The organism is Nostoc foliaceum FACHB-393, assembly GCF_014698505.1.
GTDB classification, from domain to species: Bacteria; Cyanobacteriota; Cyanobacteriia; order Cyanobacteriales; family Nostocaceae; genus Nostoc; species Nostoc foliaceum_A.
The window spans coordinates 1-11,651 of record NZ_JACJTD010000044.1; the positions used below are offsets into that span (position 1 = coordinate 1).

The 11,651-nt window shown below is 41.1% G+C and carries 10 protein-coding genes and 1 pseudogene; 6 read left to right on the plus strand and 5 right to left on the minus strand.

What is annotated here, in order from left to right; all coding sequences use genetic code 11:
• Nucleotides 1–2,058: pseudogene (locus H6G92_RS27075) on the minus strand (hypothetical protein); the annotation flags it as partial.
• A 49-nt stretch (nucleotides 2,059–2,107) separates the two neighbouring features.
• On the opposite strand from H6G92_RS27075, the gene H6G92_RS27080 reads away from it, so the two are divergent.
• Nucleotides 2,108–2,638 carry a hypothetical protein gene (locus tag H6G92_RS27080; protein WP_228042739.1) on the plus strand — a complete coding sequence of 177 codons (531 nt, stop codon included), beginning with the start codon at nucleotides 2,108–2,110 and terminating at the stop codon, nucleotides 2,636–2,638.
• A 164-nt stretch (nucleotides 2,639–2,802) separates the two neighbouring features.
• Here the strand turns inward: H6G92_RS27080 and H6G92_RS27085 are convergent, their stop codons facing one another.
• The 4 genes from H6G92_RS27085 to H6G92_RS27100 form a co-directional block, all read right to left on the minus strand.
• Entirely contained in the window at nucleotides 2,803–3,177 is a 375-nt protein-coding gene (locus H6G92_RS27085; protein WP_190898076.1) for a hypothetical protein, read from the minus strand.
• Between the two features lie 198 nt (nucleotides 3,178–3,375).
• Nucleotides 3,376–3,786: a hypothetical protein gene (locus H6G92_RS27090; RefSeq protein WP_190898080.1), complete on the minus strand. Its 411-nt coding sequence runs from the start codon at nucleotides 3,784–3,786 to the stop codon at nucleotides 3,376–3,378.
• 243 nt (nucleotides 3,787–4,029) lie between these two features.
• On the minus strand, nucleotides 4,030–5,226 hold the full coding sequence (locus H6G92_RS27095; protein WP_094330335.1) for a ParM/StbA family protein: 1,197 nt from the start codon (nucleotides 5,224–5,226) through the stop codon (nucleotides 4,030–4,032).
• Nucleotides 5,223–5,765: a hypothetical protein gene (locus tag H6G92_RS27100; protein ID WP_094342887.1), complete on the minus strand. Its 543-nt coding sequence runs from the start codon at nucleotides 5,763–5,765 to the stop codon at nucleotides 5,223–5,225. The genes H6G92_RS27095 and H6G92_RS27100 overlap by 4 nt, the downstream gene beginning before the upstream one ends.
• Before the next feature lie 402 nt (nucleotides 5,766–6,167).
• Between H6G92_RS27100 and mobV the strand changes: the two genes are divergently transcribed.
• The 5 genes from mobV to H6G92_RS27125 all read left to right on the plus strand — a co-directional run bounded on the left by mobV (nucleotide 6,168) and on the right by H6G92_RS27125 (nucleotide 11,633).
• Nucleotides 6,168–7,916, plus strand: coding sequence for a MobV family relaxase (gene mobV / locus H6G92_RS27105; RefSeq protein ID WP_313889999.1), 1,749 nt, complete (start codon nucleotides 6,168–6,170; stop codon nucleotides 7,914–7,916).
• A 107-nt stretch (nucleotides 7,917–8,023) separates the two neighbouring features.
• A complete protein-coding gene (locus tag H6G92_RS27110; protein ID WP_190898083.1) occupies nucleotides 8,024–9,652 on the plus strand; it encodes an ATP-binding protein in 1,629 nt (542 codons plus the stop codon).
• Entirely contained in the window at nucleotides 9,649–10,164 is a 516-nt protein-coding gene (locus H6G92_RS27115) for a DUF192 domain-containing protein (protein WP_242059324.1), read from the plus strand. The genes H6G92_RS27110 and H6G92_RS27115 overlap by 4 nt, the downstream gene beginning before the upstream one ends.
• Before the next feature lie 468 nt (nucleotides 10,165–10,632).
• Nucleotides 10,633–11,226 carry a hypothetical protein gene (locus H6G92_RS27120; RefSeq protein WP_190898086.1) on the plus strand — a complete coding sequence of 198 codons (594 nt, stop codon included), beginning with the start codon at nucleotides 10,633–10,635 and terminating at the stop codon, nucleotides 11,224–11,226.
• An 83-nt stretch (nucleotides 11,227–11,309) separates the two neighbouring features.
• On the plus strand, nucleotides 11,310–11,633 hold the full coding sequence (locus tag H6G92_RS27125) for a hypothetical protein (RefSeq protein ID WP_190898089.1): 324 nt from the start codon (nucleotides 11,310–11,312) through the stop codon (nucleotides 11,631–11,633).
• Nucleotides 11,634–11,651: the final 18 nt, after the last annotated feature.

Sequence of the window (11,651 nt, forward strand, 5' to 3'; positions counted from 1 at the left end):
AGGTTTTTTAGCACTTTTGAATAAATCAACCGCTATTTGGTTTTGATAACATCCTTCTTCAATCATGCTCCGGTACATTTGACGGTTAATGTCCATTGCTTGCTGGATAATTTCGGGAGTTCTTTGAGAATGAGCAAGTTCAACAACCCCTTGCATATAAGGCTTGTATTCTTCTCGAATTAACTTTGGATCTTTCTGGCGTTCTTGATCAAACAGGGTTTCGTAATGGTTAGAAACTTGGTCTAGATAATTTGATTTCTGCTCAAAAGTACCGTAAGTCTTTAGTGCCTCAATTTCTGATTCTAATGCCTCCAGTGCCGTCACTTGATTGTTGATTATGCCCACGCTGATGCTATCGCTCATGTGGATAGCGATTTCTTCAAATGGGCGCTGGCTTCCATCGCTAGGATCATAAAATGATTGTTTTTTGAGCTTAACCGTGGGCGAATAAGCGTTTTGAGGAAGATTTCTTCGCTCTGCCTCTGCTGTTAAATTAGGATAGAAGCTGGCTCTTACTACACCAATGCAATCACCATCGTAGTCTCGCGCTTGGCGTTCTGATTCGGTTTCTGCTGGGTCGATAAAATCAACATCAATCCCCCGTGCTTCTAACTCTGTAATTCTGGCTTGTATGCGCTTGTGGTCTTCGTCATTGACTACAATTATGCCTTCTAAAACCTTCCCATCTGGCGCGATTTGGTCTTCAACGTGCTTGTTGGTAGACACACACAATCCGTTAGAATTCAGAAAAGGAGAGCGAAAGTTAAGAACTTTTTCTCCAAGCTTCAGCCAAGGGACACAAATTTCACCATTTTTGAGTTCCTTGGATGGAATAATCATCCCTCGGTCAAAAGTAAGCGTTTTCCCAACAGCAATATCTCGCCACTCACTTTGTACAAACCGACTTAATTCCTGTTTGACCTTCTCAGTTTCTAATAACTGCTGATGCCCAACTAAATCGGCTTTAATGAGTTTGTACATGAACAAATCATCTTTAGCGGAGTCATCATCCAAGTCCTGATCTGCATTTAAGTCATCATTTCTCTCTAAGTTTTTAACATCTATTTCTTGATTGATGACTTCTCGTGTTTTTAATTTATTTTGGCTCAATGATTCTTTACGCTTTTCATATCTTTCACAATAGTAAGCAGCAACAATTCTTGGGTCATCTTGAATAGAGGCTAATCTTTGAGCTTGTACCTCTAGTTCCTCGACAAAATCTTTAATTCCTTGGGGGAAAGATGCCAGCAGTTGGGAGATAGACATCTGACCTTGCTGAGATTGCCCTTTTTCAGCTAACCAAATATTTTGCTGATATAATCCTGGCTTAATCTGCGGTTTAGTGGGGCCTTTGGGTCTATCTTTGTCTGTTCCCTTAAAACTGCTTACGGGGAGAATTATGTCTATTTCTGGTTTGTTATTTGGATCTGCATATTTGATTTCGTCTAACCTGTATGGTCGCAATGTTCCTTTGCCAAAACGGTATTTAGTAGTATCCTCTCCAACTCCATCCACCCAACCAAATCGATGCTGAATTACACGATAGCTTTTATCTGCTTGGGATTCTCTTAAGGTTACTTTGTCATAAAGTTGTGTTGAAATCTGCCCATAACAGTCACCAACTAATTTATATGCCAAATCATTCGATAATATCCCTCCATTTTCACCAGCCTTTTCAGTAGAATCATCTACTACCAGAATGCTTAATTTTTCGTGAATCGCATTTTTACAAGCCCCAAGGAAGATTGAACCATAAGCCCCACGGTCTTTACTATCTGGACAAATTTTTTGAATCGTTTCTAAACATTCTTTATCTCCATAAAGTAAGCGAGTCTTAGAAGATAGCAATAAAATCTGTCCATCTGGATGATTCTTTAACTCTTCAGCAGTACTGTATTCATCTGAGTGTCCAAACGAGAATTCTTTGCCAGGAAAGTAAAATTCTAATAAGGTATTACTGAGCTTTTCAGTTAAAATTGATTGAGAACCAGTTTTGTTATCGTCTGTATAGATCCACTGATTTAAACGAGGATCAAAATGTTTCAATTCCAGAGTCATAAATGCTAAGTAAATTGATGAAATTTAATCAATTTCTGAGGAGATTTATATGTCAAGGATTAAGCGTTGGATAAATATGCACAAGAAAGAGTTCCATCCAGATGGCAGCTTGAAAAATGAAGCTCGACAAGAAATGTTATCTGTGGGAATGAGTAACGAGGCAATTGATGATTATGCCTCTAGGCTAAAAGCAAGATACGACGAGTGGAAGCACCTGGATGAGATTGATCCAGAACCGTGGCCAATCTACACAGCCTACGATTTCTTTACTGAACAAGAAAAAAAGGAATTTAACCCAGATGGTTCTCTCAGACCTGAATATGTAGAGTACGCTCAGAAAATTGGTATCAGTGAAAGTGCCCTCGAACAGCTTGAGTGGCGCAAGAAAATAGAAGTCGAGAATTATGATGCTGTGTCTGCTGATTACGCAGAACAAGGTATTAACTTTGGTGAGCAGAAAATGAATGCTCGGATTGGCGCTAGCAGAACATACGTCCAACGTCGGCAGCAGATGGAGCAAGACTTGCGTAACTTTGAGCCGGAAGACAGTTTGCCTTTCGACAAGGACACAGTATATTAGGCGGGAGCGATGCCGAGTGAGTGACAATATAAGCTGAAAGCATTATCAAACAACGCTCTCAGCTTTTTAGTGGCATTCTTTTACATCTGCAATTGCTCCCCTTGCACTGAGCATAGCCTCTCCAAGAGTTGTATTGCGACTGGGCGAAAAAGCAGATTGTTTGGTTAATTGGCTTGCCGTTCTATAGCTGGAGGGATTACCCCAGGCGATCGCACAACTGATTTGTTGGAAGCGGCGGCAAGGAACGCAAACATTCCTAAAATAGCAAAGGACGTAATAATCACTTGCTGTACGGATGCAAAGACCGACTTTTCTTTCTCCTTTTGGACAGCAATGCGATTGAGCTTCTGTTGATATATGGAGAAGTACAGATAATTCAAAACTTGTTCGCATAAGGCAGGGTCTTCTCCTTTTTGGACTTTTTGGCACAGGAGAATTTCTAGATGCTCTTGGCGACGAGCACTTGTAGATAAATCGCGCTCGTCCCACAGTTTTACTTGGGTTGCATCTAAAGGTCTATCAATACCTAATAAAGTCATAAATATGTCCTCATTTAATTGTTGGGTTAGTTGAGGGAACAGGTGTAATCAACAAGTCAATTACACCCTACTGTGCTTTTTGAAAAATGGAACTCATACCTAACTTAAGAAGTTTATATACGCCCTCTAAAAAGAACTAGCTACGTTAGTACTGAAAAAATCGGTACTGGAGTAGCTAGTAAAGTTAGTGAGTTTATGCTATATTTCCCATTCCAAATCTGGTTGTAGAGATGGGGATAGAATCTGTGCTTTCGATGGTGGTTGGGGTGTATCCGACTCCAACGGGTTCGTCCCATCCTGGAATAATTCTTGTGCCAGAGTCCGGCCATCTGAGTCAATGTCACTACTCAAGAAATACTCCAAAACCTGCGGTGTAGCACCATCAATTGCTGCTTGTGCTAGTAGGGATTTGATGAATTGGGGAGATGCCTCACTATCAGCTAGTACCTTCAAGGTTTGCTCGGCATCTTGGATGGTCATTTTGGAGATATCCTTAACTCCAACTTCGTCCCAGACATCCCCAAAATACTGTCGATATTGCTGATTGAAGTCTTGCTCTTGGGCAAATCGTGATAATTCTTGTACCTGCAAATGTGTCATTTCAGCCATCTTAATTTGCCAATGTTAATTGTTCGCGCTTGTTACTGTTAGAGCGATCGCACTTTCAGATGAGGAAAGGTGCAAGTTGAAGCATATCTCTTACCAAGAGAGGCTTTTACGATGTTAGACAGAATATCTGTCTAACATCAAGTGCAAAATATGAGCCTTGGACTAGCGGCGATCGCTACTAGCAAAATATGAAATAAACACATTCAATTTAAAATCTCAAATCCAAAATGTGTTTTTTGAGAGCTACACTCTATTGATAGAAGTGAGATGATTAACTGCTGGAGAATAAGAATCTGGTACTAATTTCTGTTTGCGCTCATAGCAAAAATTTTCATCCAGCATTCTCACATAACTAATATGAGTTGCCCAAACATCAGCCAGTCGCTCACCCAAGCCAACGGTATCTAATGATTTGGGAATAACTACTCCACCATTCCAAACGATAGGGATGCTTTCTGTTTGAAAATATTGTGTCAGTTCTCGACGCACAAACTCACCTGTACCACCACAGATGAGAACTTCGTCTAATGGTACATGGTTTTTCACCCACCGCAGCAATGCTCGACAGTATTCATCCCGAATCACTTCTAAAACTGATTTAAACAACTCTAAATCCGAGTTAATTCCTGATGGTGTATTCCTACGTGACAAATTTCGTAATGCAGTGAAATTACCTTTACTTGCTTCCACTAAAGCCGCCGCTATACACGGATCATCTTTCGATAGTCCTACGCTAGTACGTTCGACAAACTTTTGTAACACCCAATTCATCCCCAAGTCTGTCGATTCTTTCTTTGCTACTTTCCCTTTTTCTGAAAGGGTAAAACTGGCATTACGATGACCCAGCATTAACAATCCTATATTTTTTTGAGAAAATACATTCCCTAGAGCGCGATTTCTGTAAGAAATAATACCTGTTCCTTCAGGAAGATTTTTGAAGCTATTGACCTTAATTTTCATTCTTCCCGTTGGCGTTATTACTCCTTGCCTATAGTTCAAGACAAACTTTTTAGCCAAATCTTGTACATTCTTCTCTTCTCCAGGTGGTAGCAAAATCTGGAGAAACATTTCGTGAATATCTAGATTTATTTGACGTTTAGCTAGCCACAACAAACCAGCAACCTTTGATAAGGCATATTCAGACTTCAAATCTTGCAGTGCCGCAGTTCCAGCAAACTCTCTTTTTGCAATACTCCCTAAGACAGAATATTCCTGACCAATTCTCACCCAAGCGCTATCATCAGGCAGCGCATCTACAGTTAAATGTTTGGTTGAACCCTCTCCCACATCGGCAACTTCTGGACTCATCCACAATGCAAATGGTACTCCCGCCGGATAAATCTGGGCGATCGCTTTGGTTGAACTACCCCCCAAGTCTGCCGTCAGTATAAACTGCACGACTTGGCTTGATTTGTCCTGATTAGTATTTGTAGTTGTCATAAATTTTTATTACCGTTTGTTTCGTCAAATCCCAACAATTGAGTAGCCATTAATAAGTCTGGTGTCATTTTCAAGTCCATTAATCCCAAATCATCATCAGATAGTAAGGATTCTTCCTGCTGACTTGTTTGCTCTAGTTCCTCTTGTTCTTCTTTCTCTTTGCGAATCACATTTGTTGAGATTGGCAAGCTTTTTTCTAAAATCGATGATTTGTTCTGCTCTATTTGTTGTGGTGGCAAAATCGCACTACTCTCTACTTCAAAAGAATTAGAAACCTTTTGCATTAAAATTCTAATCTTTACTAGCTTTCCTTCCAATTCCCCAATACTCGACAAGCAAGCTTCAATAAATTCCTCTTTACTTACCTTTCCCACTAATGCTTCTATTAGCCAGTAACTTGTCACTGCTTCCATTGTCAGTTCACCTGCCGACTTTTTTGATCGATGATTCACCAAGTATTCAATAGTTCTTCCATCCCAAGAATCATGTCTCCGTTTTACTCTTGGCAGTTCAACGTCTTTGCTTCCCTGTTTGTCCATTTTTAAAAACCAGTACAGTTGTCTTATTGTTTACATTTGCAATACTTGATACAAAAATGAGTATTGCGGGTAGTCTAAATGAGTATTTAGGCGGAGAAATCCCCCTTTTTCTCTCAATTGCGTTTCCACTGTGTTTTCACTGCGTTGCGCTTTTTCCCTCATTTATGAGTATTCGTGCGTAATTCGTACCCAAATTATTCACTGCTTAGAATCAGGCGACTAAATGCCTGGGGTCTTTGCTATGTAAGCACTTGAGCTAGTTAGGTATTAGAGTTCCTTCAAAAAGTCTTTCAAGCCGCTAAAATAATCGTACTTACTACGACTATCTTCACTTTTTCGCATTTGAGCAATTTAGCTATTTTGGCGACTAGTCGCAATTGCTCCGATTTTCGGTAAATCAGCGTGATAACAAAATCATACCAAGTTTATCCAAGATGTGAAGCCATGAGCTACGCGATCGCGCGATTAAAAAAATTAAAGCGGGGTAATATATCAGGGAGTGCATCTCACACTGCACGAGAAAGAGAAACCCCTAATGCAGATCCGACTCAAAAAAATATTCGGTTCATCGGTAGCCTCGACCCAGAGGAACGACTAGAGGATTTAGTCTTAGCCAAGATAGGGGACTCGGAGCAGAAGCGGAAGATTCGCACTGATGCGGTGTACTGCGTGGAGTTACTGTTGAGTGCATCGCCCAGTTATTTCCGTCCCGACTGCCCCACCCAAGCCGGTTACTATGAACCACAAAAGTTGGATAACTGGGTAGAAGCGACTCACCAGTGGTTAGCGGATGAATATGGCAATCGCATTGTCCGCGCCGAGTTACACCTGGACGAAGCCACCCCCCATATTCACGCTTATTTTGTCCCCCTTGATGATCAAGGGCAGCTACGGTGCAATCATTTCTTTGACGGGCGGCAGAAAATCCAACAATTTCAAGATTCTTACTACAACACGATGCGCCTAATTGGGCTGGAGCGTGGGATTAGGGGAAGTAAAGCCAAGCACCAGGACATCAAGGACTTTTACCGGATTGTGGAGGAGGGGCGTGATTTAGAAGTTGATGAGCTAAGTGCAGCGCAATTGAAGGCCAAAGCTGCCGACCGAGACAGGGCGAATCAGCGAAAACAGGAAATGGAAGCTACAGCCAAAGCTCTCTCACTTGAAAATGAACAGTTACGGCGACGAATTGCACAATTAGAACAAGATAATCAATCAATAAAAAAGCTTATCGAGTGGTCAACTGATTTAGCTTTAAATGATGTTGCTTGGGAGTTAGGGCTGTGGCGTAAAGGGAATGAATGGGTTGGAGGAAGCCACATCATTAATATAGATGGCTCTAAATTTAGTGACCTTGCTCCCGGTTCTCATTTTGAAGGTAATCATGCAATTGATTTAGTGAAACACGTTAATCAATGCAACCAAGTCCAAGCGATCGCATGGATCGGGGAGCGATTTGGTGAAGTCGGCGCAAAACGTGCAGCTCAGACTCATGCTCAAAAAGTTGCGGCTGACATTATCCAAACTCAACCAGCATCCCAATTCACCCCACCCGTTGAGGATAAAGCTAATTGGTCAGTCGTTGAACATTACCTCAAACAGAAACGAGGCATACCTTCTGATTGCGTACAAATGTTACATAACCAGGGGCTAGTTTATGCCGACTCAAAAGCAAATGTTGTGTTTGTGATGCGGGACTTGGAAGGGAATACCAAAGGGGCTTTCTTAGAAGGTACAACCAATAAATTCTCTGGTTATGAGTTAGGTACAGTTCGCCGTAATAGCTGGTTTTACTTTACTTTGGGGAAAAAGCCTAGTGATAAAACTAGCACTGCTGTACTGTCTGACTCTCCCATTGACACCATTTCAGTAGCCATGCTGGAATATCAGGTTAAAGGAATACCAGAAAACAGAACAGTTTACATGGCAGCAGATGACACTTCAAATTTACCTTTTGAAAGATTACGTAATGTTCCTTGTGTACAGGTAGCTTTTAGTCAATCAACTGCGGCACGGGCTGTTAAAGAGCTACTGCCACACTCGACTCAACTCAAGTGCGAAAGTGGGGATTGGAATACGCAGTTAATCAATTTCTCCCATCAATCGCAACAGCGTTATTCACAACAAAACCACGAGGAATTAGAGCTATAGTTGCAAAAAAGTCAAGCTACTCTAGTACCGATTTTTTCAGTACTAAAGTAGCTAGTAAAGAGTTTTAGCTATCAATAATATTGGGGTGAAAATTAGTTAAAATCCTGATGAGTAATGAGTTAACAAAGCAAATATTCTCTCTAATCAAACTTAACAATAAGCTGATAGCTGTCGAGTCTCCATTGCAAGAGAGGGTCAGGCTGCTCATCAATCTAGCCAGTGAATTCCAGCGCCTGGACATTAACTGTTACCTGTGGACGCTGGAAGATGATGCGCTACAGCAGTTATCTACTAATGAGGAGGGATTAAGTTTAAAAACTGTTAACCAGTATCAGGCGATCGCCAAGAATCGACGCGAACATTACTTTGAAATTCTGCGGTTTTGGAAAACTACTGATTTATCAGGAATCCTGATACTAGAAGGTATATTCCCCTGGCTGGGAGAGTCTACCACTGACCCCGATTTCTTTCTGACTTCCGAGTGGATTAAGTCAGCCCTCATTAACCTAAAGCTGTACAATTGCAATGCTAACAAAGCAGCGATTCTCTTAGGGTCAAACGCCACTGTGTCATCTGACATTGCCCCCGAAGTTCCGACAGTCATTCAACAACTGCCAGCTATAGAGGAAATAAGCAGTTATTTAGCCCAAGTATTACCGGATTACAGTCATAGCGATATTCATGCGACGGCGAACGTCTCAGTAGGCATGTACTTGGCAGACATTGACTATGGAATTAGACAGGCTATTGCAAATCATGAAATTACACCGGATGAGTTAGTAGAAAAACTGTCCACTTACAAAATCGAACTGTTTAAGCGAATTTATAATATTCAATTCCTTCAACCTCCAAGCACACCCATTGGTGGTTTAGAATTGATCCAGCAAGCGTTTAAAACTTATAAGCGCCTTCTATCCTCATTGGCTAAAGCTTACAATCTTCGTTTACCCAAGGGGATTTTATTAATCGGCCCACCGGGAACAGGAAAATCTTACTCGGCTAAAGCAAGTTCTGCACAATTGGGGCTACCTCTGATTATTTTGGAGTGGGGGAGTTTCCGCAGTTACGGTAATTTGGCTGAATATAAGCTCAAGAATTTACTCGCACTCGTAGACCGAATTAACCGTGTAATCCTGTATTTGGACGACTTCGACAAAGGATTTTCTGGGGATGATGATTTATCCAAACGCCTAGCTGGTATGCTTTTGACCTGGATGCAAGAACGTACTAGTGAGGTTTTAATTATCGCTTCGGCTAACAATATTCAATGGCTACCACCAGAGCTAACTAGAAGTGGGCGCTTCGACGAGATTTTTAAGGTGGATTTACCCAATTATGGAGAACGGCACGAAATATTCAAGATTCACTTAGCCCGTTTCGATCCTCGTTTCCGCGATCGGGGCGATGGGTACAGCGAAGAAGAATGGAAAAGGTTACTCAAAGCCACGCAGCGATGTGTCGGTGCGGAGATTCAAGCCATTGTTGAACGTGCCGCCGTCTTTAGTTTCTGTGAAATGTTTGGTGATGATGTTGCACCAGCTAGCAAACTACCACCACTAGGAATTACATTGTCGGCATTGTTGGCAGCAAGGCAGAGTATGAATCCTCTGGCCATCCGCGAAGCTGACCGAGTTGAAAGTATGAGGAACATTGCGGCTTTGCATGGCCTTCCATCTAGTCCAATTGATTCATCTATATATAGTCTCGGCAATGTTGATATTTTTGGTGAAACATGAAAACTTTAAAAATTAATTCCGAAAAGGATTTATACGCTGCTTTCAAGTTACTGAACATACTAGGCCCTGTTGCTGGAGTATCAATTATCATTGGCACTGTGGCGATTGGTTACGTCCAAACTCGTCCCCAGGATTTACCAGTTACGCACATTCTCACGAAAGGCAATCGCACATTTAAGCTCTCAGTCGCCTCTACATCAGAGCAATTAGAGAAAGGGCTGAAATTTCGAGCATCCTTAAACGGTTCGCGCGGAATGTTATTCAACCTGGGAGGAGAAATTTACAACGTGCCTTTCTGGATGTACAAGGTAAATTTTCCATTAGACATCTTTTATCTTAAGGACAATGTGGTGACAACTGCGGTTTACAATGCCCAACCGTGTTACAAAACCCCTTGCCCTATCTACAAGGGGAAAGTTGCCAATCAAGTGCTAGAGCTAGCAACAGGCGCTGCCAATATCAAGGTTGGCGACAGGCTTAACATCCAACCGTTATCATCAGCCAAAGAATGATATCAATTGCGATCAGGCTGTCATGGCAATTTGCCAAAAACGTATGTATTAGGGAGAACCAATAAATAAATCAGCCCAGCCGTCGCTTTCGCCTTGAGGGCGAAAGCGCCTAGATATCTCGGTTTTGCCAAAAATATTATTGATACGGCTGGGCTGATTTATTCTTGGCAAGTGCCTTGCATTAAACAGGCTTTAACACACAAAACCAAGCAAAAGTCAATCTCCACATTTCTACCTTACTGAGCTAATTACAAAATTATTTATACTAATAAATAATTGCAGGGATTATATGTCAAGCAAAAAGCTTGCTAACAATATAATTGATTTCTAAATACTTAGAGAATGAATGTTAGCAATATTATACTAGTACTTTTGTGCTATTTTTTTTTAGTACTAAAGTGTCTCCATCTTGAAGCTGACTTATTTAAGAATGTGCGTATTCCTCATCCAATCGTTCAGGAGAACGAGATGCGTACTGACTACGAATATCTAGAAAGTTTTTCCGCTTCGGCAACGGCAACCCTCTCACCTTCTCCAAAGAATGACAGGGCGACAAAAAGCACACTTACACTCATGGGTGTGACTGGTGTGTTGATGATAGCAGAGATGTCCGTCCACAATATATTGATGGGTGGATTTATGATTGCGTCCGCCATCGTCATTGCCTTGCCGAAACAGTCACAAGCATTATTTACTAACTTCGACAAAGTACAACGAAAGTATGGAGTTAATCTCTATGCTGTATTGTTTGCGCTGTTAGCAGTAATTTGCCTAATTGATTTTGCGGCGGCTCCAGCTAATGCTCAGTTCTTCAATAATGCTCAAACTTGGATGACCACCACTTTTGGTAATGCCGGCAATGGACAAACAGCAGCAGTTATCGCGCTTTTTTTCAATGTATTAAGAGCTTTATTCCTATTATATGTTGGGATCAGTCTAGTTCGGATTATTCAATCTGCCCGGAATGATGAAGACTGGCAGACGTTAGCAAGAACTCCATTAATCATAGTTATGGCAGTTTTTGTTGGAGATTTAATTACTGGTTTGATTGTTCAGGTTTAGTAAGAAAGCTTTTTAAGTTATCAGTTATTGATAAATACGTATTTGAATTAATAGCTGATAACTCTTGATTAAATTCAGTAAATATGTCAAATAAACATGATTTTCGGACAGTAAATCGGATTTTAGGAGAAAGACCAAGACTAGGGCCATTCCCTGCCGATCAAATATTTGCCTGGACATTAATAGCAGTAGTCAATGTTTTTCTGTTCAATTATCTACTGAAAACAAGTTGGCTAGGTACTAGCTTAAGTATTGCTTGGGGATGGGCAACATGGTGGACAATTTCTACAAACAAAGACTTTTTCGGTAAGTTCGTCAGCGTCCCTCGAATTAGTAGGGGATATATGAGATTTCAATCAATACAACAGAAGTCAGAGGTCGGAAGTCGTCAGAGAAATAAGTTCTAAGTTCTGAGTTTTAGTGAG

Coding starts and splice junctions, on each gene's coding strand:
- H6G92_RS27095 (WP_094330335.1), bottom strand. CDS start 5,226: ATGACAACTACAAATACTAATCAGGACAAATCAAGCCAAGTCGTGCAG.
- H6G92_RS27090 (WP_190898080.1), bottom strand. CDS start 3,786: ATGGCTGAAATGACACATTTGCAGGTACAAGAATTATCACGATTTGCC.
- H6G92_RS27125 (WP_190898089.1), top strand. CDS start 11,310: ATGTCAAATAAACATGATTTTCGGACAGTAAATCGGATTTTAGGAGAA.
- H6G92_RS27085 (WP_190898076.1), bottom strand. CDS start 3,177: ATGACTTTATTAGGTATTGATAGACCTTTAGATGCAACCCAAGTAAAA.
- H6G92_RS27080 (WP_228042739.1), top strand. CDS start 2,108: ATGTCAAGGATTAAGCGTTGGATAAATATGCACAAGAAAGAGTTCCAT.
- H6G92_RS27120 (WP_190898086.1), top strand. CDS start 10,633: ATGCGTACTGACTACGAATATCTAGAAAGTTTTTCCGCTTCGGCAACG.
- H6G92_RS27115 (WP_242059324.1), top strand. CDS start 9,649: ATGAAAACTTTAAAAATTAATTCCGAAAAGGATTTATACGCTGCTTTC.
- H6G92_RS27100 (WP_094342887.1), bottom strand. CDS start 5,765: ATGGACAAACAGGGAAGCAAAGACGTTGAACTGCCAAGAGTAAAACGG.
- H6G92_RS27110 (WP_190898083.1), top strand. CDS start 8,024: ATGAGTAATGAGTTAACAAAGCAAATATTCTCTCTAATCAAACTTAAC.